A 21,670-nucleotide genomic window follows, 5' to 3' on the forward strand; every position below is an offset into this window, starting at 1 on the left:
CGGGGCACGGCCAGATGTCCGGCCGTGCCCCCTGGCCACTGCTGGGTGTGTGTCGTAGGAGTCAGCTGGTGAACGAGACCTCTGTGATGCCCTGCTTATAGCCCGGATCGCTGAACTCATCCGTCGGCGCATAGGGCATCGCCGTGATCCACACGACCACGTAGCGTGCCGTGGCAGGTTTCTCCAGTTTGATCTTCGCGGTCGAGCCCGACGTCTGGCTTGAGCCCAGCTTGCGCAGGGAGCTCACCGGCGCGGATGGTGAGAACGAATCGGAGGCATAGAGCGTCATGGTGGTGTGACCGCCGAGGTAGTGCAGTCCTACCGATGCGCTGCTCAGCTGCTGTTCCGAGCCGAGGTCGTAGATCAGACCGACGCCCTGCTTGAAGGCCGGATTCAGATCGGGGCCCTCTCGGTAGCTCTTGCTGCGCCAGTAGGAGCTGGGGTCGCCGTCGTAGGTCTTCCGTGCCTGCTCGGGGTTCTGGGGCCTACCGTCCGGGTAGTACTCCTTGGCGTTCTCGATCTTGACCGGTTTGCCGCCCGGCTTCTTGGCGGGGCCTTCGGCCGGCTGTGAGTTCCGCGGGTCGTCCTGGTCGTTCTCCCGCTTCAGCAGGGTGTCCGCAAGCTGCCAGCTGCCCAGTCCCAGTGCCGCGATGAGCAGTGCGGAGACGGACCACTTCAGTGCCCGGCCGGTACGGCTCTGCAGCGGAGGCGGGGGCGTCGGTACCGGCTGAGTGCGGCCGGCCGAGCCGGTGTGAGCGGACGTCTGGCGGTAGCTGCCCTGCTGGTACCCCGTGCGCTGGTACGGCGGCGGTGTGGTGAACGCCGTCTCCGGAGGCCGGATGCGCGGCATGGCGGCGACGGCCTTGGCCAGCTCCTCCGGCGTGGTGCAGGGCGGCTCCTGGCGGGACGCCGTGGCGCCGTCGTTGATCAGAGCGCGCATGGCGAGCTCGGACAGCCCGCGGTGCACACCGGCGCGTACCTGGTCGGGCGCGATCAGTCCGACGCCCTTCGGCAGGCCGGTCAGGCCGTGGGCATCGTTCTCGTACGGCCAGCGCTGGGTGAGTGCGGCGTACAGCAGCGCGCCGATCGCTTCGGTGTCCGTGCGCTGCGGGTGCTCGCTGGTGATGCCGCGCAACGCCGCCATGACGGCCAGCCCGCGGATGCGGTACTGCCCGGTTTCCGTGCGCAGTACCGAACCGGGAGTGATCCGCAGATGGGAGAGGCCTTCGCGGTGCGCGGCGGCCATGGCCTGGGAGACCTGGCTGACGAGCTGGTAGGCGTCGTGCGGCTCAAGGGGGCCGCCGGCGAGCACGGTGGTGAGTTCGGTCGCGTCCGGCAGCCATTCATGGACGACGTAGACGAGGTCGTTCTCCTCGACGGCGTCGAGGACCTGGACGAACCGGGGGTCGCCGAGCAGCGCCGAGGAACGGGCGGCGGAGAGCACCGGGCGGGCTCGCGGATGGTCGGCGGGCAGGATGTGGACGCCCACCGCCCGGCGCAGTTTCTCGTCGACCGCACGCCAGCTGCTGAATCCGTCCAGACGGGTGACGCACTCCTCGAGGCGGTAGCGTCTGGCGAGCTTGTGGCCGCTGTGTAGTTCCGGTGGCTGGGCTTCGGTCGCGTCGGCACGCTTCTCGTCGGTGCGTGCGGCGTCCATCTCCCCGCCGGATACCTTCTCGGCCCTAGCACCGTCGTCCGTGGCCTTGCCCGCCTTGGCGGGCAGCGGTTCCGCACCGCTCGTGTCGGCCACGTCGACGGCAGCCGTGCTCCGTTCCGCCACCGTCGTTCCTGCCTCCCCATCCGTTGCAGGCTCAATGAGCCAAGACAATTGTGCCCACAGTCCGCCACTATGCACGACACACGGTGGCAGTCGATGGTTGTGCCCGGTCAACGCCCAAGCTTCGACCGGACCATGCCGACCAGAGCGTTCATTTCCTCGATGCGCATTTTGCGTGCGGCGACGTAGAACACGGCCAGAAGCGCGGCGGCACCGACGATCAGAGCGGTCAGCGAACCCAGGAATCCACTCCCGAGCAGCTGCATCAGGGCGTAGACCACGGCCCCGGAGACGAGCGTGGCCGGGATGCTGGCCCCGGCCAGCCGCGCATAGGTCCGCACGACACGAGTCGTGTCCAGGTCGTCGTCCATCCGCTTGCCCAGTCGGCGCCAGGCCACACCTACACCGATGACGTACGCCAGACCGTACGAGGCCGCCATGCCGACCACCGCCCAGCGTGCGGGCAGGATCAGGAAGCACAGTCCGGAGGCCGCCGCGTTGACGGCGGCGACGATCACCGTGTTGTAGAAGGGCGTGCGGGTGTCCTCGTACGCGTAGAAGGCGCGCAGGACGACGTACTGCACCGAGAACGGGATCAGGCCCACGCCGAAGGCCATCAGCATGTAGCCCATCGGGATACCGGCACCGGACGAGCCGTAGACCAGCATGCACAGCGGGATGCCGAGCGAGAGGAAGCCGAACGAGATCGGGACGATGGCGACGGCGGAGGTGCGCAGGCCCTGCGAGATGTCGTCCCGCACGGCCCCGGTGTCACCGTCGTGTGCGGACCGTGCCAGCCGCGGCAGCAGCGCCGCCATCACGGAGACGGTGATGATCGCCTGCGGCATGTTCCAGATCAGCTGGGCGCTGGCGTACGAGATGAAGCCGGTGCCCGGGTGGCCCTGCCGGTCGGCGGTGTTGCCGGCCCAGGTGGAGAGCTGGGTCACGACCAGTACGCCCGCCTGGTTGGCGAGCACGAACAGCACCGTCCATTTGGCCAGCTTGGCGGCCTTGCCCAGGCCATGGCCGCGCCAGTCGAAGCGCAGACGGAGCGCGAAGTCGGCGTCGCGCAGGTACGGGATCATCGCCAGCGCCTGGACGACGAGCCCGAGGAGGGTGCCGATACCCAGCAGCCGGATGCCCTCATCGGGGATGGTGGTGACGCCGATGTGCGAGGTCGTCGCCGTGCCGTAGACCCAGATGAACAGGCCGAACGTGGCGATCATGACGATGTTGTTGAGGACCGGGGTCCACATCATCGCGCCGAAGCGGCCGCGGGCGTTGAGGATCTGCCCCAGCACCACATGCAGACCCATGAAGAAGATCGTGGGTACGCAGTAGCGGGTGAAGGCGACGGCGACCTCGTTGGCCGCCGGGTCACGTGAGATGTCGAAGGAGACCAGCTTCACCAGGATCGGCGCCGCGACCACCGCGAGCACCGTCAGGGCGCCGAGGACCACGACGACCAGCGTCAGCAGCCGGTTGGCGTAGGCCTCGCCGCCGTCGTCGTCCTCCTTCATGGCACGCACCAGCTGCGGGACGAAGACGGAGTTCAGCCCGCCGCCGATGGTCAGGATGAAGATCATCGTCGGCAGCTGGTAGGCGACCTGCCACGAGTCACCGAGCACCGCACCACCGAGCGCCGCGACGATCAGCGCCGAGCGGATGAAGCCTGTCAGGCGGGACACCATCGTGCCGGCAGCCATGACCGCGCTGGACTTGAGCAGGCCGGACGCGCGGCCGCCGGACCGCTTGCCGGTCGCCGCCACGGGCGCGGGCTCCGGCGGTGCGCTCTGCTGCGGAACGGGGTCCGGGGTCTGCACCGCACCGGCCGCGGGCGGGCCGACGGGTGCACCGGCAGGCGGCCCGGCGGCCGGGCGCTGGGGCTCATAGGGCTGCTGGTCCCGGTAGAGATGCGCAAAGGCATTGGGCTCCGGGCGCTCGTCGGCGGCCTGGCGGAACGGCTCGTCGACGCCCGCGAACTGGGTGGTCGCGGCGGCGTCGCCGTATGAGAAGTGGTGGGCCGGCGCCTGCGGCTCGGGCGGCGGGGGGGAGGGCCACTGCTGTGGGTCCGGAATGTGCCCGCCCGGCGCGGGCTGATGGTAGAGCGGCTGCGTGGGCTGCCCTGGGGGCGATGGCGGCGACGCGGGGCGGTCGTGGCGCGCCTCGGTCACCGGTCCTTGGACCGTGGGGTCCTGGGGCCGGTATGGATCAGTGCGGTGGGTGTCCTGGGCAAAGGGAGCCCGGTCCGTGGGGAACGGGGGCGTCGGAGGGACCGGCCCCGTGGGGTCGCCATCGGCGCCCCGGCCCCGGTCACCGTCGTACGGCGCATTCATCGCTGCTGCCCCACCTCATCCGTCGCCGGCCATCCGGCCCCGCCATATATCAACGGTCCACTTTCTCACCTGAGCCGGACGGGCCGGAGTTTTCCGAACCGGTGTCCGGCGTGGGGTCACTCGGCTGCTCAGGGGTTTCTCCGTCCGTGCCGCCGTTGTCCCCGTCCATGCCTGCCGTGCCGTCGGTACCGTCGCCGTCCGCCCCTTCCTCGGCGCGCCGGGCCGCTGCCCGCTTGCGCTGGAAGTAGATCCGTACGCCGGCGAGGACGAGCAGCAGCACGCCGCCCGCGATGACGAGCATCACGGTCGCGGTGATCTCCGTGACGTTCACCTGGAACGTCATGGGGGCACCGTAGGGCTTTCCGTCGGCCGAGTAGAGCTGTGCGGTCACCCACACCCGGCCGTTGGCGTTGGCCGTGGTGTCGAACTTGAACGACTGGCTGTGCCCGCCGTCCACCGTGATCTGCTGCGGCTTTCCCACGTCCAGACGGTTGGGCTGGGAGGAGGTCAGTTTCAGCGTCATGTTCTTGACGCCCTGGAGCAGGTTGTTCTGCACCGTCACCGGAATCGTGGCGCTGCGCCCGGAGAGCGTGGCCCCCGACTTCTGGATCAGGTGGACCTTCTTCGTCAGTCCGTCGAGATAGCTGCGTACGGAGCGCCGGTAGGCGGCGGCACCGGAGGCCTCTCCCCGCCACCCCGTCGACATCTCCCGCATTATGGCGTTGCCGAACGGGGTCACCACGCGCTCCGGCTGGGCCAGGTTTACCCGGAAGTCGTCCAGCGCGGTCTGGGTGCCCTGGATCTGCCGGAAGGCATCGGTGGGGAGCTCCTGCTTGCGCAGCCAGTACGGGTAGGCGCTGCCGCTCGGCACCTGCCGGTCGGCCGCGGGGTCGGGCTTGGCCTTGGTCGCGCCGCTGAGGTTCAGCGCCTGGGTCCAGCGTCCGGCGTCCTCCAGCTGCCGCAGCGCGGTGGCCATGGCGTGGGCCTGGCTGACCGACGGCATGCGCTGGGGGGCGACGACGATGCTGCGCTGACGGTCCGGGTCCTGGAGGTTGATCATCTGGGTCTGGGCGAGGAACTCCTGCACCGCATGGATGGCGTCCGTGGCCTTCGACATATCGCCCTCGAAGGCCCGGGAGAGCTGTGCGTCCGCGACGATCGCGGTGTTGCCGCCGCCGATGGGGCGGGCCGCCGTCGGCGTGTACGACAGCTCACGTGTCTCCTGCAGGCTGTCGCTGCGGGTGATCACGTTGTGGGCTCCGGCCGAGGTGGCGACGTCGACGATGGAGCGGTCGATCGCGCCGTTCACAGGCCAGGCGAAGTCCGTACGGGGCTTGACGCCGAGGACTGTGTCAACGGTCTTGTCGGCCAGCTTGGTGGCGGGGCCGAGGTGGCGGAGCGCGCTGGGTACGCCCTTGCCGTGGTGGGCCAGCGAGGCCAGGTCGGGGTCGGCGAAGGGCAGCGCGACGACCTCGTGCGTCTTGACCGCCTCTTCGAGCTCGTGCAGCCACTGTTTGGCGACGGCCTGGTTCCTGCCCATCGGGCCGTCCGGACCGTTCACCCGGTACGGCCTGGTCATCGCATCGACGGTGGCGAGCAGGTCGGGGTCGATGACGAAGGTCACCGGGAGGTTCTTGCCCAGCGTGACCATCTGCTGGAGCCGGCCTCCCGGCGCGAGCTCAGCGGCGAGGTCGTCGTCGCGGAAGACCGGCGTCTGCTGGGGATCGGCCCCGGTCTCGGCGGTGAGGTGAGTGGTGGAGATCAGCGGCCACAGGTATGTGAGCTGCGTCTTCTTGTCGGCGTTGGCGGACTGCCAGGGGAGGAACGTCCGGTCGATGCCGAGAATCTGCTCGGATGGCGAGGCCTGCGAGCGCCCGGACAGCGAGACGCCGATCTGATACACGCCGTCATCATTGAGTTCAAGATCCTTGACGGGCAGGCTGAGAGTGAAGGGGCGGCTGACGCCCGGTTCCAGCTTGTCGACTTTCTCCTGGTGCCCCTTGATCTCCTGGCCGTCCACTCCGGGCAGATAGCCGGTGCGATGCGTCGCGGCTTCGATGGCGCTGCGGCTGCTCAGTGCTCCGCCGACGCGCAGACCCACATGCGCGTCGGTGATCGTGCTGCGGCCGTCGTTCTTCAGGGTGCCGGAGACGGTGACCGTGTCGCCCTTGCCGGGAGCGGACGGGGACATCGAGTCGATGGAGACGTCGACCGTCCGGGAGCCGGTCGGGGCCGCCTGGGCGGAGGCGGGGTGCGGGAGCTGGAGCAGCCCCGCGAGCAGGGGCACGCCGGTGAGTACGGTCACAGTCCTTCGCAGCCATCGACCACGCGGCCGTTCACTCCCCTGGAACCCTGCCGCCTCGGCCACGCGCTCGCCCGTCCCTCGTCGTCGTCAGTGGTCGTCGGAATGTGCGTCCACGAATGGTAACGAGGCCCGGCGCGCTGGAGTGCCGGGGACTGCGCCACATGATCGCGAGGCCTGACTGCCGGGTGACCGGCCTGTCCCCTTTATTACGTGACGCCTCGCGCGGCGCGGCCACGTACCCTGTTCTGTTGTGCCGAACGCCAACGATGACCTCTCCACCCCGCACGCCGAGCGGACGCCGCAGTCGACGAACGCGCTGAACCATGTGCAGCGGCGCGCCGTGAGCGAACTGCTGCGGGTGTCCCCCGTCGCGGATGACCTGGCCCGTCGATTCCAGGAGGCCGGGTTCACGCTTGCCCTGGTCGGCGGCTCGGTCCGGGATGCATTGCTGGGCCGGCTCGGCAACGATCTGGACTTCACCACGGACGCCCGTCCGGAAGACGTCCTGAAGATCGTCCGGCCGTGGGCGGACGCGGTCTGGGAGGTCGGCATCGCCTTCGGCACCGTCGGCTGCAAAAAGGACTCGTTCGACATCGAGGTCACGACCTACCGCTCCGAGGCGTACGACCGGACCTCCCGCAAGCCCGAGGTGTCCTACGGCGACTCCATCGAGGAAGATCTCATCCGCCGGGACTTCACGGTGAACGCCATGGCGGTCCTACTGCCGCAGAAGGAGTTCGTCGATCCGCACGACGGGCTGGAAGACCTGGCTGCCCGGGTGCTGCGGACGCCGGGAACTCCGGAGGAGTCCTTCTCCGACGATCCGCTGCGGATGATGCGGGCGGCCCGTTTCGCTGCCCAGCTGGACTTCGAGGTCGCGCCCGAGGTCGTGGCCGCGATGAAGGCGATGTCGGACCGTATCGAGATCGTCTCCGCAGAGCGTGTACGGGACGAGCTGAACAAGCTGATCCTGGCGCCGAACCCGCGCAAGGGGCTGAGGCTGCTGGTCGACTCGGGTCTGGCCGGCCACATCCTGCCCGAGCTGCCGGCCCTGCGGCTGGAGAGTGATGAGCACCACCGCCACAAGGACGTCTATGAACACACGCTGACGGTCCTGGAGCAGGCGATCGGCCTCGAAGAGGACGGGCCCGATCTGGTGCTGCGGCTGGCGGCCCTGCTGCACGACATCGGCAAGCCCAAGACGCGGCGCTTCGAGCTGGACGGCCGGGTCTCCTTCCACCACCACGAGGTGGTGGGCGCGAAGATGACCAAGAAGCGGATGACCGCTCTGAAGTACTCGAATGACATGGTCAAGGACGTCTCGCGGCTGGTGGAGCTTCATCTGCGCTTCCACGGCTATGGAACGGGCGAGTGGACGGACTCCGCGGTCCGTCGCTATGTCCGGGACGCCGGCGCGCAGCTGGAGCGGCTGCACAAGCTCACCCGCTCGGACTGCACCACCCGCAACAAGCGCAAGGCCGCTGCGCTGTCCCGCGCCTATGACGGGCTCGAGGAGCGCATTGCGCGACTGAAGGAGCAGGAAGAGCTGGATGCGATCCGTCCGGACCTGGACGGCAACGACATCATGCAGATCCTGGGCATCCGTCCGGGGCCGGAGGTCGGCAGGGCGTACAAGCAGATGCTGGAGATTCGGCTGGAAAACGGTCCGATGGAGCGCGAGACGGCGATCGCCGCGCTGAAGGAGTGGTGGGCGACTCAGGCCGATGAGGGCTCTCAGGGCTCTTAGTGCTGCTGTTTCACGTGAAACGAACGGTCGGGCGGCTCCGGTGTTTCACGCGAAACAGGTCGGATGGGCCCGGCGTTTCACGTGAAACACCGGGTGAGCGAACCGGGGTGGTGTTTCACGTGAAACACCACCCCGGTTCGCTCACCCCTGTGTGCGGTCCGGCTACTTCTTCACCGTGGTCAGGCAGAGCACCATGGCGGTGTCGGCACGCCTGCGCCGGTGTGTTGTCTTGACGTAGGACGGCTCCCCCGCAGGGCACACGGAGGTGTCCGAGGTGCCGTTGTGCACCGCGGTCACCTTGTACTGGGCCTTTGTGTCGCTGCAGTCCACCACCTCAAGGCCGTCGTCGAGCGAGCTGCTGGATTTGTGCACACAGTCGCCGGCCTCGGCGGAGCTCGCGTTGTCCTGACTGCTGAACCAGGCGACCGCGACGACGATCACTGCGACGACGGCGCCGATCCCCCGCAGAATGCCTTTGACGGACCGGCGCTTGGCGGGCTGCGGCGGAGGTACCGGAGCTCCGCCCTGCATGTGGGGCTGCTGCGGTGGCACGGGGTAGCCCGGCTGCGGCTGCGGTGGGCCGTACGGAGCCTGCGGCTGCTGGGGGTACGGGTATCCGCCCTGGGGTGGCTGGCCATAGGGAGGCTGAGGCGCCGGCGCCGGCGGGTACGGACTCTGTCCGTACGGCTGCTGTCCGTACGGCTGTTGTGGGTACGGCGCCTGACCGTATGGGTTCTGGCCCTGCGGCGGCGTGGTCATGGAACTCCCCCGATATTGATATGTACAGGCTGGTGTAGGACGCCCGTAAGGTATCCGGTCTGGCTGATGCGCTGCACCAGTGGGATCCCTGAAGAGGAGGCCTCGGTGCCTAACTCCGCCTGAAACGGACCATTGCCGTGGCGACGATCGCGTAGAGCACGGTTACCACGAGGATCAGGGTGCTCGATCTGCCGTCCGGCGGCAGCATGAGTGCGGCGGCCGCGGCGGCGCCGACGAACGCGACGTTGAACAGGACGTCATAGAGGGCGAAGACCCGCCCGCGGAAGGCATCGTCGACGGACGACTGGACGATGGTGTCCGTGGAGATCTTGGTTCCTTGAGTGCTGAGGCCGAGGACGAATGCGGCGGCCAGCATCGGTCCCGGCAGAAAGAACAGGCCGAGCGACGGCACCAATACCGCGCCCAGAGCGGCACAGCAGGCGATCCAGCCGAACGGCGAGAGCCGGGCGACTGCCCAGGGGGTGATGACAGCGGCCATGAAGAAGCCGGCCCCTGACACCCCGACAGTGACGCCGAGCAGGGCCAGGCCCTCGGGCTCGGTGCTCGACCATGAGTACCGACTCAACATCAGCACCATGACGGTCAGCGCTCCGTAGCAGAAGCGGACCAGTGTCATCGCGGCCAGTGCACGGGCCGCGGTACGCCGCTCGGCGAGGTGCCGTAGCCCATCCACGAGACCTCGCGCGGTGCTCAACAGAGCTTCCCGCAGGTCGGTTTGGAGCATGGTCGGATCAGGGCCGAGCAGCTGCGGCGCCATCCGCAGGGCGGTCAGTGCCGCGCAGAAGTACAGGGCGGCGGCGAGCAGCACGACGAACGCATCCACAGTCGAGCCGGCCAGGCGTACGGCGAAGGCGAGTGCGCCGCCGGCCGTCGCGGCGAGCGTCCCGGCCGTAGGGGCGAGGGAGTTTGCCATGACCAGCTTCTCCTCACCGTCGACCACCCGTGGAAGCGCGGCGGAGAGCCCGGCCAGGACGAACCGGTTCACGGCGGTCACCGAGAGGGCCGAGGCGTAGAAGAGCCAGTCGGGGACCTTTGCCACGATCAGCGCGGCGGTCGCCATGGCCAGCAGCGTCCGCAGCAGGTTTCCGTACAGCAGGACCTGACGTCGCCGCCAGCGGTCGAGCAGGACACCGGTGAACGGGCCGAGAAGCGAGTACGGCAGCAGTAGGACCGCCATGGCGGAGGCGATGGCTGCTGGTGAGGTCTGCTTCTCGGGCGAGAAGACGACGTAGGTGGCGAGCGCGACCTGGAACGCTCCGTCGGCGGCCTGGGACAGCAGCCGTACGGCAAGCAGTGAGCGGAAGCCGCGTAGCCGGAGGAGCACGCGCAGACTGCGCAGAGCATGCATGAGGCACAGCCTCACACAGCTCATGGGCCCCCGGGGGGAATACCCGGGGGCCCATGGAGAAAGGGTGCGGCGGGCGCGTCAGCGCTCGACTTCGCCGTTGATGAACTTCTCGACGTTTTCCCGCGCCTCGTCGTCGAAGTACTGCACCGGCGGCGACTTCATGAAGTACGAGGAGGCGGAGAGCACCGGGCCGCCGATGCCTCGGTCCTTGGCGATCTTCGCGGCGCGCAGCGCGTCGATGATGACCCCCGCGGAGTTCGGGGAGTCCCAGACCTCGAGCTTGTACTCCAGGTTCAGTGGGACGTCACCGAAGGCGCGGCCCTCGAGGCGGACATAGGCCCACTTGCGGTCGTCCAGCCAGGCCACGAAGTCCGAGGGACCGATGTGGACGTTGTCCTCGCCCAGCTCACGGTCCCGGATCTGGGAGGTGACGGCCTGGGTCTTGGAGATCTTCTTGGACTCCAGGCGCTCCCGCTCCAGCATGTTCTTGAAGTCCATGTTGCCGCCGACGTTCAGCTGCATCGTGCGGTCCAGGATGACGCCCCGGTCCTCGAACAGCTTGGCCATCACGCGGTGCGTGATCGTAGCGCCCACCTGCGACTTGATGTCGTCACCGACGATCGGGACGCCGGCCTCGGTGAACTTGTCCGCCCACTCCTTCGTGCCGGCGATGAAGACCGGGAGGGCGTTGACGAACGCGACCTTGGCGTCGATGGCGCACTGGGCGTAGTACTTCGCGGCGTCCTCGGAGCCGACGGGGAGGTAGCAGACCAGGACGTCGACCTGCCTGTCCTTGAGGACCTGGACGATGTCGGCCGGCTCCTCGGCGGACTCCTCGATGGTCTGGCGGTAGTACTTGCCCAGGCCGTCGAGGGTGTGGCCGCGCTGGACCTGCACACCGGTGTTCGGCACGTCGCAGATCTTGATGGTGTTGTTCTCGCTGGCGCCGATGGCGTCCGCGATATCGAGGCCGACCTTCTTGGCGTCAACGTCGAAGGCAGCCACGAACTCGATGTCACGCACGTGATAGTCGCCGAACTGCACATGCATGAGCCCGGGCACACGGCTCTTCGGGTCGGCGTCCTTGTAGTACTCGACGCCTTGTACCAGTGAGGCGGCGCAGTTGCCCACGCCGACGATGGCTACGCGAACCGAACCCATTCCGGTTGCTCCCTGTGTTCTCGATGAGGGCCTGCGCGGCAGAGCCTCATGTGGTGGTGTCGTCGGACGGGTCCGGCCGGGATCCACCCCGGTGCCGGGGCAGGCCGCCCGTATCTCCTGACTGGTTCTTCCGCTCCTGCGCTGCGGGACGCGGTGGGCGCTGGCCGCGCCCGGCACGCTCACTCTCGATGAGCCCGTTCAGCCAACGGACCTCGCGCTCCACGGACTCCATACCGTGACGCTGCAGTTCGAGGGTGTAGTCGTCCAGCCGCTCGCGGGACCTGGCCAAGGACGTGCGCATCTTCTCGAGGCGCTCCTCCAGCCGGCTGCGGCGGCCCTCCAGCACGCGCATCCGTACGTCCCGCGATGTCTGGCCGAAGAATGCGAAGCGGACGCCGAAGTGCTCGTCCTCCCAGGCATCCGGGCCGGAGTGGGCGAGCAGCTCCTCGAAGCGCTCTTTGCCCGCCGCGGTCAATCGGTAGACGATCTTGGCTCGGCGCCCTGTCAGTGCCGCGGTCGGAACGGCCTCCTGCGCGCCGTCCGCCTCCTCGACGAGCCAGCCGTTCGCGACCAGCGCCTTGAGGCAGGGGTAGAGGGTGCCGTAGCTGAACGCACGGAACACCCCAAGCGAGGTGTTGAGTCGTTTCCGCAGCTCATAGCCGTGCATCGGGGATTCGCGGAGCAGTCCGAGGACGGCGAATTCGAGGATTCCGGAGCGTCTGCTCATCCTCCACCTCCTCGGGCCGGTGCGTTCTTTATGCCGTGCTGATGTATCGACTCGATACATCCAGACGATAGGACGGCCCTCAGGGGTGAACAAGTGGGAGGAGGGTGAACGGCATCACATCACCGATTCGTGCGATGCGACCTGACTGATTTGGAGTGAATTTCGACACTGGGCAGGTTTTGGCCGTGCGTAGTCTGTGCGGCATGCAGACTGCCGGGAACCGCGGGCCGATTTCTGGTGTCCCCGTCCTCGGCGTAGTGCGGCCCGCGCAGCATGAGCGGCCCGCGCATCGGGGGGACCTGAAGGCACCTGCCGCCTTCAGGCGACGAGAGAGCACGCCTGCCCGAGGAGTAACCGTTCCATGAGCGAGCACCGTCGCAAACCGCCACAGCCGCAGGGTGGCGGACGTGCCGCGGCCCGACGCGCCGCACAGCAGTCACCGGGGCGTCGCGCCGCCCCTTCGCGTGGCTCTGGCGGCGGTCCTGTCCCCTACGGCGAGGGGTCGGGGCGAGGGTCGCGGGCGGGCGGCCGTGCCGAGGCGCGCAGAGCGGCCCAGCGCGGTGGCCGGCGGGGTGCGTCCGACAACACCATGGAGCTGGGCTCCGTCGGCGCCGGTGGCCGCGGTGGCGGGCGCCGCGGCGGTGGTGGCGGTGGCGGCGGCCCCGAGGGAGGGCGTGGGCGCGGTCGCGGTGGCGGAAAACCCGCCAAGCGGCGCCTCATCGACTATCCGCGCGCTGGTCGCGTCGGCTGGCGGCGCTTCGTGCCGTCCTGGAAGCAGGTCGCCGGCATCTGTGTCGGGTTCGCTGCTCTGATCGTGGGAGGTGCCGGGGTCGCGCTGGCCATGGTGACCGTTCCCAAGGAGAGTGACGCCGCCAAGTCGCAGAACAATGTCTACCTCTGGTCCAACGGCAAGGTCATGGCGCGCGATGGTCACACGAACCGCCAGAACATCGACATATATGACGTCCCGCCGTCCATGAAGAATGCGGCGGTCGCCGCGGAGAACGCCTCCTTCTGGAACGACTCGGGTGTGGACCCGATGGGTATCGCGCGTGCTCTGCTCAACATGGCCAAGGGCGGCGAAACGCAGGGTGGTTCGACCATCACCCAGCAGTACGTCAAGAACGCGATGCTGACCCAGGAGCAGACCCTCGACCGCAAGTTCAAAGAGCTCTTCATCGCGATCAAGGTCGGCTGGAAGATGACCAAGCCGCAGATCCTCCAGGGCTACCTGAACACCAGCTACTACGGCCGAGGTGCGTATGGCATCCAGGCGGCCGCCCAGGCGTACTACGGCAAGAACGCCAAGGACCTGAAGCCGGACGAGGGCGCTTTCCTGGCGACCGTGCTCAAGGGCGCCGACCTGTACGACCCGGCGGGCGGCACCGGCCCGGGGGCGACGCGGGAGGCGAACACAAAGCGCGCCCAGGCGCGGTGGAGCTGGATCCTCGACCGGGAGGTCGAGAACAAGATGATGTCGCAGGCGGAGCGGGCCAAGTACACCAAGTTCCCCATGCCCATCCCTCCGAAGCCGGTGGCCAGCAAGAGCGGTCAGATCGGCTATCTGATGGATACCGCCAAGAAGTACGTGCTGAAGCACGCGAACATCAGTGAGGCCCGGTTCGACAAGGGCGGCTACACGATCCAGACGACCTTCGACGAGAAGAAGACCCGCCAGCTCGAGGCGGCGGTGAAGACGGTCGACAAGCGGTACATCGACCCGGAGAAGCGCGAACGGGACAAATACGTACAGTTCGGTGGCGCCTCCGTGGTCCCCGGAGATGGTGCGATCGTCGCCCTGTACGGCGGTGCGGGGTACAACAAGGGGCACTTCAGTAACAACGCGGACACCTTCGGAGTGCCGGTCGGTTCGACCTGGAAGCCGTTCGTGCTCGCAGCGGCGATGCAGTACGGCGTGCCCCGGACCCAGCCCCAGGGGTTGTCACCGGACAGCCGGTACAACGGCAATGACCGCCTCAAGGTGAAGAAGGCGGACGGCAGCTATGTGATGAAGCGGGACAACACCCCCTTCTATCAGGTGAACGAGTCCGACTACCCCTGGGGGTACATCAGCCTGAACAAGGCGATGGAGCAGTCCGTCAACACCCCGTTCGTGCAGCTCGGCATGGATGTGGGGATGGACAAGGTCCGTGACGTGGCGCAGGCCGCGGGCATCTTGCGGGCCAGCTTCGACAAGAACCTCAACCCGTCCTTCGCGTTGGGCACCTCGACGCCGAGTGCGATTCGCATGGCGGACGCTTATGCAACGTTCGCCGAGTCGGGGACGAAGGTCGAGCCGTACTCGGTGACCAAGGTGATCTCCAAGGGCGAGGAGCTGACGGGGTTCGAGAAGCCCAAGCAGGAGACGGCGATGGACGCGAACATCGCCAACAACGTGACCAAGGTGCTGGAGAACGTCATCAAGAGAGGCACGGCCAAGAAAGCCAATCGGCTCGGCATGCCGGCAGCGGGCAAGACCGGTACCACCGACGAGAACAAGTCGGCCTGGTTCGTCGGCTACACCAAGCAGCTCTCGACGGCCATCACGATGTTCCGTGAGGACCCGAAGAACCCGCGTCAGCTGTCCATGAACGGAGTCGGCGGATTCGACTCGATCCATGGTGGCGCGCTCCCCACCGAGGTGTGGACCGAGTTCATGGTGCACGCGATGGAGGGCGTCACCCCGGAACGGTTCCCGGCCGCCCTGCCCATCGGGGAGCGGGCGGACCAGGCAGGTATGCCGTCGCCGACGCCGTCTCCCAAGCCCTCGGACACGCCGTCCCCGACCCCATCGCAGCCCCCCAGCCAGTCGGCCACTCCGTCGGGCACGCCGAGCGTGACCCCGAGCGACACCTGCGCGCCGTGGGACGTCGACTGCAAGAACAGCGGTGGTACGGACACCGGCGGTATGGACGGCGGTATGGACGGCGGCACCACCGATGGCGGTGCGACGGCCACCCCGGACCCGGGCACACCCGGAGGCGGTAACGGGGGAAACAACGGGGGAGGTAACGGCGGCGGCCTCTTCGGCGGGATGGGCAGCTGACGCCCGCCCACTGTTTCACGTGAAACACACCGACGGTTTCACGTGAAACAGGGAGACACGAAGCCCCTGACCGGCCTCTCCGGACGGGGGCTTCGCCATGTTCTGCCCAGGGCCGTACGGCAGGATGGGGCCATGACGAGCGTGCGACAGGACGGGCCGGTACCGCCGACGAGGCGGGATGAGGTGGCGGCGGCCGGCAGCGAGCTGATCGGTGGACCGATCGGCCGGCGCGCACTGCTCGGAACGAGCTGGCTGACGCCGGTGCGGGTCATCGTGCTCGTCGCGCTCGGCATGTTCGCGCTCGGCATGGTGCAGAAGCTGCCCTGTTACAACGGTGGCTGGTTCTTCGGCGCCACCAGCCAGTACACGCACGCGTGCTACTCCGACATCCCCCACCTCTACGCCGGGCGAGGCTTCGCCGACGGGCTGATCCCGTACTTCGACCGGTTGCCGGGAGACATGGAGTACCTCGAGTACCCCGTGCTGACCGGGGTCTTCATGGAGGTCGCCGCCTGGATGACACCGCACAGCGGGTCGATCCAGGACCGTGAGCAGATCTACTGGCTGGTCAACGCCGGGATGCTGATGATCTGCGCCGCAGTGATCGCGGTATGCGTGACCCGCACCCACCGGCGCCGCCCCTGGGACGGCCTTCTGGTCGCCCTCGCACCCGCCTTCGCGCTGACCGCCACCATCAACTGGGACCTGCTGGCGATCGCGCTGACCGCCGCCGGGATGCTGATGTGGTCCCGCAGCCGCCCGCTTGCAGCCGGCGTGCTGCTCGGGCTGGCGACGGCGGCGAAGCTGTACCCGGTGCTGCTGCTGGGCCCGCTGCTGGTGCTGTGCTGGCGCGCGGGCGCCTGGCGCGCGTACGGGAAGGCCGTGGCGGGTGCCGTGGCGTCCTGGCTGGTGGTGAACCTGCCGGTGATGATCACGCACGATGCGGCCGGATTCCACATCAGGGAAGGCTGGGCGAAGTTCTACACCTTCAGCCAGGAGCGGCCCATCGATTTCGGATCGGTCTGGCTGCTGATCTCGCAGCGCACCGGGTACTCCCTGGAGAACGCCAACACCTACGCCACTCTGCTGATGATCCTCGGCTGTGGCGCCATCGGGCTGCTGGCCCTCTACGCCCCCCGCCGGCCGCGCTTCGCGCAGCTCGCCTTCCTCGTCGTCGCGCTGTTCATCCTCACCAACAAGGTCTACTCACCGCAGTATGTGCTGTGGCTGACTCCCCTGGCCGTGCTGGCCCGGCCGCGCTGGCGGGACTTCCTGGTCTGGCAGGCCTGCGAGGTCATGTACTTCCTCGGGATCTGGATGTACCTCGCCTACACCGGCAACGGAGACAAGCATCAGGGCCTGCCGACGGAGGGCTACCAGCTCGCCATCGCCCTGCACCTCCTGGGCACGCTCTACCTGTGCGCCGTGGTCGTACGGGATGTGCTGATGCCGGAACGCGATGTGGTCCGCAGGGACGGAGACGACGATCCGTCGGGCGGTGTCCTGGACCGCAGGCCCGATGTGTTCGTGCTCGGACGGGCCGCACACCGTCCGCCTCGGCCCGCGGTGCAGTTCGAAGGAGCGCCGCAGGTGCGCTGGGGTGTCGTACGGGACTGAGCCCGCAGTAGTGGACAGGCACAGGGCCCGGCGCCGCAGCGGTCTGCGGAGCCGGGCCCTTGGTATGTCCGGACGCCGGGCGGATACCGCCCGGCTCAGTGGTCCACGAGGCGGTCGTACTGCGTGGTGGTGTGCCGCAGATGGGCCACCAGCTCCTCGCCGACCTGCGGCTCGGGCGCGTCCGCCGGCACGAACAGGATCGACACCTGCATGTGCGGCGGCTCCGCGAACCAGCGCTGCTTCCCGGCCCAGACGAACGGCGCGAGATTGCGGTTGACGGTCGCCAGTCCGGCCCGGGCCACGCCCTTGGCACGCGGCATGACCCCGTGCAGCGCCTTGGGCGATTCCAGACCGACACCGTGTGAGGTACCACCGGCCACCACGACCAGGTACCCGTCGGAGGCCGCCTTCTGCTGGCGGTAGCCGAAGCGTTCACCCTTGGCCACCCGGGTCACATCGAGCACCGAACCGCGGTAAGCGGTGGCGTCGTGGTCGCCCAGCCACAGCCGCGTACCGATCCGTGCGCGGAACCGGGTCTGGGGGAACTGCTGCTGGAGACGGGCGAGTTCGTCGGCCTTGAGGTGGCTGACGAACATGGTGTGCAGCGGCAGGCGGGCGGAGCGCAGCCGGTCCATCCAGCCGATGACCTCCTCGACCGCGTCGGACCCGTCGGTGCGGTCCAGCGGCAGGTGGATCGCGAAGCCCTCCAGCCGTACGTCCTCGACGGCCGCGGCCAGCTTCGGCAGGTCCTCCGGCTTGACGCCATGGCGCTTCATGCTGCTCATGACCTCGATGACGACCCGGGCGCCGACCAGGCCGCCCACGCCCTCGACCGAGGAGACCGAGCGGATCGCCCGGTCGGGCAGCGGCACCGGCTCCTCGCCGTGCCGGAACGGGGTCAGGACGAGCAGGTCACCGCTGAAGAAGTCCTTGATGCGGGCCGCTTCGTAGGTCGTCCCGACCGCGAGGAGGTCGGCGCCGAGGAGGGTTGCCTCTTCCGAGAGACGCTCATGGCCGAAGCCGTAACCGTTGCCTTTGCAGACCGGGACCAGCCCGGGGAACTGCTGGAGAACACTCTGCTGATGCGCCCGCCAGCGCACGGTGTCGACGTAGAGGGTGAGCGCCATGGCCGGGCCCGGAACCTTTCTCGTGGTGGGTCTCTCAGGGGGATGAACGGTGTGGTGGAGCGGTCAGCGGCGCGACATGTAGATGTCGAGCGCCTTGTGGAGCAGCTTGTTGAGCGGGAAGTCCCACTCGCCGACGTACTCGACGGCTTCGCCGCCCGTGCCCACCTTGAACTGGATCAGGCCGAAGAGGTGGTCGGTCTCGTCCAGGGAGTCGCTGATGCCGCGGAGGTCGTAGACGCTGGCGCCGAGCGCGTGGGCGTCCTGCAGCATCCGCCACTGCATCGCGTTCGACGGCCGGACCTCGCGGCCGATGTTGTCGGAGGCGCCGTAGGAGTACCAGACGTGCCCGCCGACCACGAGCATCGTGGCGGCAGAAAGGTTCACGCCGTTGTGGCGGGCGAAGTACAGGCGCATGCGGTTGGGGTCCTCGGAGTTGAGGGCCCGCCACTGCTGCTGGAAGTAGCTGAGCGGACGCGGCCGGAACTTGTCGCGCTCCGCCGTGATCTCGTACAGCCGCTGCCACTCGGCAAGGTCTTCATAGCCGCCCTGGACGACCTCGACGCCGGCCTTCTCGGCCTTCTTGATGTTGCGGCGCCACAGCTGGTTGAAACTCTTGTGGATCGCTTCCAGCGAGCGGTCGGCCAGCGGTACCTGGAAGACGTAGCGCGGCTGGACGTCACCGAATCCGGCGCCGCCGTCCTCGCCCTGCTGCCAGCCCATGCGGCGCAGCTTGTCGGAGACCTCGAAGGCGCGCGGTTCGATGTGCGTGGCCTCGACGTCGCGAAGGCGCTTGACGTCCGGGTTCTGGATGCCCGCCTTGATCGCCGGGGCATCCCAGCGGCGGATCACGACGGGCGGGCCCATCTTCACGGAGAACGCGCCCTGCTTTTTCAGGTGGGCGAGCATCGGCTGCAGCCACTCGTCCAGATTCGGGGCGTACCAGTTGATGGCCGGACCCTCGGGGAGGTACGCGAGGTAGCGCTTGAGCTTGGGCAGCTGACGGTAGAGCACCAGGCCCGCGCCGACCAGCTGGCCGGTTTTGTCGAACCAGCCAAGGTTCTCCGAGCGCCACTCGCTCTTCACATCAGCCCACGCCGGGACCTGGCAATGACTCGCCGACGGCAGGCTCTGGATGTACGCCAGATGCTGCTCTCGACTGATGGTCCTCAGGGTCAGGCTCATGCGGGGCGCTCCTCGGCAGGTGTGTCCCCGTGGTCGGGGCTCCGGCTCTCGCGCCGAAGCCTACTGTGACCGTGGAGCGCCCCGTCTGGGCCGTACGGGCTGGGGGCCATCCCGGACCGGCGCCGTGCCGTACCGGGCGACCGCCGGGCGTGCCTCAGCCGATGACACCGCCGAACAGGCCGCCGTGTGCCATGCCGAGGTAGAAGCCGAGGGATGCCGCTCCGAGGCCGATGATCAACAGGAAGCGTTCGCCTGTCGTCGACGAGATGAGCTGGCCCCACAGGCCGGTCCCGATGCCGACCAGGCCGACCCAGGAGCTGACCAGGTGCAGACTGGGAGAGAGCGTGGTGAGGACGGCGATCGCGCCGAGCACCAGTGTCACCACGGCAAAGGTGTTCTCGACGGGATGTTCCTTGCCGTCGCTGTTGAGAAGTGAAAGCAGAGAGCGCTGGGTCCTAGCTGCCTGTGCCACACGGCACCTCCGATGACAGGGCGGCGCACTGTAACGCCGCTCACACCCGTTGTGTTCCAGATTGGGGGGTACCTCGGGCGGATTTCAACCGGAAGGCTTCCGCCAGGTACTGTGTACGGTCTGCGCCTACTGTCTGTCCGATGACCGGCCGGACCGGGCGCGGAACGCATATGACCCTCCTGCCACGGAACGACCGTGGCCGCTGAGTCCAAAGGAGGTGGGTTCCACATGCGTCACTACGAGGTGATGGTCATCCTCGACCCCGATCTCGAGGAGCGCGCTGTCTCCCCGCTGATCGAGAACTTCCTCTCCGTCGTCCGTGAGGGCAACGGAAAGGTCGAGAAGGTCGACACCTGGGGCCGTCGTCGTCTCTCGTACGAGATCAAGAAGAAGCCCGAGGGCATCTACTCGGTCATCGACCTGCAGGCCGAGCCTGCGGTCGTCAAGGAGCTCGACCGTCAGATGAACCTGAACGAGTCGGTCCTCCGGACCAAGGTCCTCCGTCCCGAGACCCACTGAGCGCGTCAGCGTCCAGCGGTAACCGGGTCCGAGTAGCAGCAACACCAGCAGCCAGCAGCACACCCGCCGAGAGGTTCCCCTAATGGCAGGCGAGACCGTCATCACGGTTGTCGGCAATCTTGTCGACGACCCCGAGCTGCGTTTCACCCCGTCCGGTGCGGCGGTCGCGAAGTTCCGCGTCGCATCCACTCCCCGCACCTTCGACCGTCAGACCAATGAGTGGAAGGACGGCGAGAGCCTGTTCCTGACCTGCTCGGTGTGGCGTCAGGCGGCGGAGAACGTCGCCGAGTCCCTGACGCGGGGTACCCGCGTGGTCGTCCAGGGCCGCCTCAAGCAGCGGTCGTACGAGGACCGCGAGGGCGTGAAGCGCACGGTCTACGAGCTCGACGTCGAGGAAGTCGGCGCGAGCCTCAAGAACGCCACGGCCAAGATCACCAAGACCAGCGGTCGCGGTGGCCAGGGCGGCGGCTTCGGCGGTGGTCCGCAGGGCGGTGGCCAGGGTGGCGGTGGCTGGGGCGGCGGCCCCGGCGGCGGCCAGCAGGGCGGCGCTCCTGCCGACGACCCGTGGGCGACCGGCGGCCCGGCCGGCGGCGGCCAGCAGGGCGGCGGCGGTGGCTGGGGCGGTGGCTCCGGCGGCGGTGGCTACTCGGACGAGCCGCCCTTCTAGGCCCGGCAGCCGGCTCGGTCGGCGTTGTTTCACGTGAAACAACGCCGTGGAACGGCCGGCAGCGGCCTTGAGGGCGTCAGCACACACTTCTTGAACTCATTGGAGAGAGACAATGGCGAAGCCGCCTGCTCGCAAGCCTAAGAAGAAGGTTTGCGTGTTCTGCAAGGAGAAGATCTCCTACGTTGACTACAAGGACACGAACCTGCTGCGGAAGTTCATCTCCGACCGCGGCAAGATCCGTGCCCGCCGAGTCACCGGCAACTGCACCCAGCACCAGCGTGACGTCGCCACGGCCGTGAAGAACAGCCGTGAGATGGCGCTGCTGCCCTACACGTCCACCGCGCGATAAGGGAAGGGTGACCGACACATGAAGATCATCCTCACCCACGAGGTCTCCGGCCTCGGCACCGCCGGCGACGTCGTCGACGTCAAGGACGGTTACGCCCGTAACTACCTGGTCCCGCGCGGTTTCGCGATCCGCTGGACCAAGGGTGGCGAGAAGGACGTCGAGCAGATCCGCCGCGGTCGCAAGATCCGCGAGATCGCCACGATCGAGCAGGCCAACGAGGTCAAGGGCCAGCTCGAGGGCGTCAGCGTGAAGCTGGCCGTGCGGGCCGGCGACGCGGGCCGTCTCTTCGGTTCCGTCACCCCGGCCGATGTCGCCTCGGCGATCAAGGCCGCCGGTGGTCCGGACGTCGACAAGCGTCGTGTCGAGCTGGGCTCGCCGATCAAGACCCTGGGCGCGCACCAGGTCTCCGTGCGTCTGCACGCCGAGGTCGTTGCGAAGCTGGGCGTCGAGGTCGTCGCCGCCTGATCGCAGGACAACGCCGAAGGGCCGCACTCCCGTCACCGGGGTGCG

General features: G+C 68.1%; 17 protein-coding genes. 7 read left to right on the forward strand and 10 right to left on the reverse strand.

Annotated features, from left to right (window positions below):
* Nucleotides 1-61 precede the first annotated feature (61 nt).
* The 3 genes from AZE13_RS10050 to AZE13_RS10060 all read right to left on the reverse strand — a co-directional run bounded on the left by AZE13_RS10050 (nt 62) and on the right by AZE13_RS10060 (nt 6,418).
* Nucleotides 62-1,780, reverse strand: coding sequence for a protein kinase family protein (locus AZE13_RS10050; protein ID WP_066929200.1), 1,719 nt, complete (start codon nt 1,778-1,780; stop codon nt 62-64).
* Between the two features lie 107 nt (nt 1,781-1,887).
* The gene (gene murJ, locus AZE13_RS10055) at nt 1,888-4,113 is read right to left on the reverse strand and encodes a murein biosynthesis integral membrane protein MurJ (RefSeq protein WP_066929202.1); all 2,226 of its coding nucleotides are present in this window, start codon (nt 4,111-4,113) and stop codon (nt 1,888-1,890) included.
* 49 nt (nt 4,114-4,162) lie between these two features.
* Nucleotides 4,163-6,418, reverse strand: coding sequence for a DUF6049 family protein (locus AZE13_RS10060; protein WP_066929204.1), 2,256 nt, complete (start codon nt 6,416-6,418; stop codon nt 4,163-4,165).
* 250 nt (nt 6,419-6,668) lie between these two features.
* Here AZE13_RS10060 and AZE13_RS10065 point away from each other — a divergent pair, with 250 nt between their 5' ends.
* Nucleotides 6,669-8,165 carry a CCA tRNA nucleotidyltransferase gene (locus tag AZE13_RS10065; RefSeq protein ID WP_066929206.1) on the forward strand — a complete coding sequence of 499 codons (1,497 nt, stop codon included), beginning with the start codon at nt 6,669-6,671 and terminating at the stop codon, nt 8,163-8,165.
* A 162-nt stretch (nt 8,166-8,327) separates the two neighbouring features.
* Here AZE13_RS10065 and AZE13_RS10070 read toward each other — a convergent pair whose 3' ends face one another.
* From AZE13_RS10070 to AZE13_RS10085, 4 genes are all read right to left on the reverse strand, one after another.
* Nucleotides 8,328-8,696, reverse strand: coding sequence for a hypothetical protein (locus AZE13_RS10070; RefSeq protein ID WP_181690301.1), 369 nt, complete (start codon nt 8,694-8,696; stop codon nt 8,328-8,330).
* Between the two features lie 337 nt (nt 8,697-9,033).
* A complete protein-coding gene (locus AZE13_RS10075; protein ID WP_066929209.1) occupies nt 9,034-10,293 on the reverse strand; it encodes an MFS transporter in 1,260 nt (419 codons plus the stop codon).
* A gap of 78 nt (nt 10,294-10,371) precedes the next feature.
* Entirely contained in the window at nt 10,372-11,454 is a 1,083-nt protein-coding gene (locus AZE13_RS10080; protein WP_066929211.1) for an inositol-3-phosphate synthase, read from the reverse strand.
* Nucleotides 11,455-11,500: 46 nt separating this feature from the next.
* Entirely contained in the window at nt 11,501-12,181 is a 681-nt protein-coding gene (locus AZE13_RS10085; protein ID WP_066929213.1) for a PadR family transcriptional regulator, read from the reverse strand.
* A gap of 361 nt (nt 12,182-12,542) precedes the next feature.
* On the opposite strand from AZE13_RS10085, the gene AZE13_RS10090 reads away from it, so the two are divergent.
* Both AZE13_RS10090 and AZE13_RS10095 read left to right on the forward strand, forming a co-directional pair.
* Nucleotides 12,543-15,227, forward strand: a complete 2,685-nt coding sequence (locus AZE13_RS10090; protein WP_079123858.1) for a transglycosylase domain-containing protein — start codon at nt 12,543-12,545, stop codon at nt 15,225-15,227.
* A 132-nt stretch (nt 15,228-15,359) separates the two neighbouring features.
* Nucleotides 15,360-16,844: a glycosyltransferase family 87 protein gene (locus tag AZE13_RS10095; RefSeq protein WP_066929215.1), complete on the forward strand. Its 1,485-nt coding sequence runs from the start codon at nt 15,360-15,362 to the stop codon at nt 16,842-16,844.
* Nucleotides 16,845-16,939: 95 nt separating this feature from the next.
* Here AZE13_RS10095 and AZE13_RS10100 read toward each other — a convergent pair whose 3' ends face one another.
* From AZE13_RS10100 to AZE13_RS10110, 3 genes are all read right to left on the reverse strand, one after another.
* Nucleotides 16,940-17,971 carry an alanine racemase gene (locus AZE13_RS10100; RefSeq protein ID WP_066929217.1) on the reverse strand — a complete coding sequence of 344 codons (1,032 nt, stop codon included), beginning with the start codon at nt 17,969-17,971 and terminating at the stop codon, nt 16,940-16,942.
* Nucleotides 17,972-18,034: 63 nt separating this feature from the next.
* The gene (locus AZE13_RS10105) at nt 18,035-19,153 is read right to left on the reverse strand and encodes a lipid II:glycine glycyltransferase FemX (RefSeq protein ID WP_066929218.1); all 1,119 of its coding nucleotides are present in this window, start codon (nt 19,151-19,153) and stop codon (nt 18,035-18,037) included.
* A 154-nt stretch (nt 19,154-19,307) separates the two neighbouring features.
* Nucleotides 19,308-19,625 (reverse strand): hypothetical protein, encoded by a 318-nt coding sequence (locus tag AZE13_RS10110; protein WP_066929220.1) that lies wholly within the window; start codon nt 19,623-19,625, stop codon nt 19,308-19,310.
* Between the two features lie 228 nt (nt 19,626-19,853).
* Between AZE13_RS10110 and rpsF the strand changes: the two genes are divergently transcribed.
* The 4 genes from rpsF to rplI all read left to right on the forward strand — a co-directional run bounded on the left by rpsF (nt 19,854) and on the right by rplI (nt 21,625).
* Nucleotides 19,854-20,144, forward strand: coding sequence for a 30S ribosomal protein S6 (rpsF, locus tag AZE13_RS10115; protein ID WP_006604399.1), 291 nt, complete (start codon nt 19,854-19,856; stop codon nt 20,142-20,144).
* 82 nt (nt 20,145-20,226) lie between these two features.
* Nucleotides 20,227-20,811 (forward strand): single-stranded DNA-binding protein, encoded by a 585-nt coding sequence (locus tag AZE13_RS10120; RefSeq protein WP_066929222.1) that lies wholly within the window; start codon nt 20,227-20,229, stop codon nt 20,809-20,811.
* A 112-nt stretch (nt 20,812-20,923) separates the two neighbouring features.
* Complete coding sequence (gene rpsR, locus AZE13_RS10125) at nt 20,924-21,160, forward strand: 30S ribosomal protein S18 (RefSeq protein ID WP_003978893.1); 237 nt, start codon at nt 20,924-20,926, stop codon at nt 21,158-21,160.
* A gap of 18 nt (nt 21,161-21,178) precedes the next feature.
* Nucleotides 21,179-21,625 carry a 50S ribosomal protein L9 gene (gene rplI, locus AZE13_RS10130; protein ID WP_046927048.1) on the forward strand — a complete coding sequence of 149 codons (447 nt, stop codon included), beginning with the start codon at nt 21,179-21,181 and terminating at the stop codon, nt 21,623-21,625.
* Nucleotides 21,626-21,670: the final 45 nt, after the last annotated feature.

The sequence above is a fragment of the Streptomyces sp. NBRC 110611 genome, assembly GCF_001590865.1.
In the GTDB taxonomy this organism is placed as follows: Bacteria; Actinomycetota; Actinomycetes; order Streptomycetales; family Streptomycetaceae; genus Streptomyces.

Excerpts from the sequence above, each read along its gene's own strand:
- AZE13_RS10105 (WP_066929218.1), bottom strand. The coding sequence starts at position 19,153 with ATGAGCCTGACCCTGAGGACCATCAGTCGAGAGCAGCATCTGGCGTAC.
- AZE13_RS10080 (WP_066929211.1), bottom strand. The coding sequence starts at position 11,454 with ATGGGTTCGGTTCGCGTAGCCATCGTCGGCGTGGGCAACTGCGCCGCC.
- AZE13_RS10100 (WP_066929217.1), bottom strand. The coding sequence starts at position 17,971 with ATGGCGCTCACCCTCTACGTCGACACCGTGCGCTGGCGGGCGCATCAG.
- rpsR (WP_003978893.1), top strand. The coding sequence starts at position 20,924 with ATGGCGAAGCCGCCTGCTCGCAAGCCTAAGAAGAAGGTTTGCGTGTTC.
- AZE13_RS10120 (WP_066929222.1), top strand. The coding sequence starts at position 20,227 with ATGGCAGGCGAGACCGTCATCACGGTTGTCGGCAATCTTGTCGACGAC.
- AZE13_RS10090 (WP_079123858.1), top strand. The coding sequence starts at position 12,543 with ATGAGCGAGCACCGTCGCAAACCGCCACAGCCGCAGGGTGGCGGACGT.
- AZE13_RS10070 (WP_181690301.1), bottom strand. The coding sequence starts at position 8,696 with ATGCAGGGCGGAGCTCCGGTACCTCCGCCGCAGCCCGCCAAGCGCCGG.
- rpsF (WP_006604399.1), top strand. The coding sequence starts at position 19,854 with ATGCGTCACTACGAGGTGATGGTCATCCTCGACCCCGATCTCGAGGAG.
- AZE13_RS10075 (WP_066929209.1), bottom strand. The coding sequence starts at position 10,293 with ATGCATGCTCTGCGCAGTCTGCGCGTGCTCCTCCGGCTACGCGGCTTC.
- AZE13_RS10095 (WP_066929215.1), top strand. The coding sequence starts at position 15,360 with ATGACGAGCGTGCGACAGGACGGGCCGGTACCGCCGACGAGGCGGGAT.
- rplI (WP_046927048.1), top strand. The coding sequence starts at position 21,179 with ATGAAGATCATCCTCACCCACGAGGTCTCCGGCCTCGGCACCGCCGGC.
- AZE13_RS10085 (WP_066929213.1), bottom strand. The coding sequence starts at position 12,181 with ATGAGCAGACGCTCCGGAATCCTCGAATTCGCCGTCCTCGGACTGCTC.
- murJ (WP_066929202.1), bottom strand. The coding sequence starts at position 4,113 with ATGAATGCGCCGTACGACGGTGACCGGGGCCGGGGCGCCGATGGCGAC.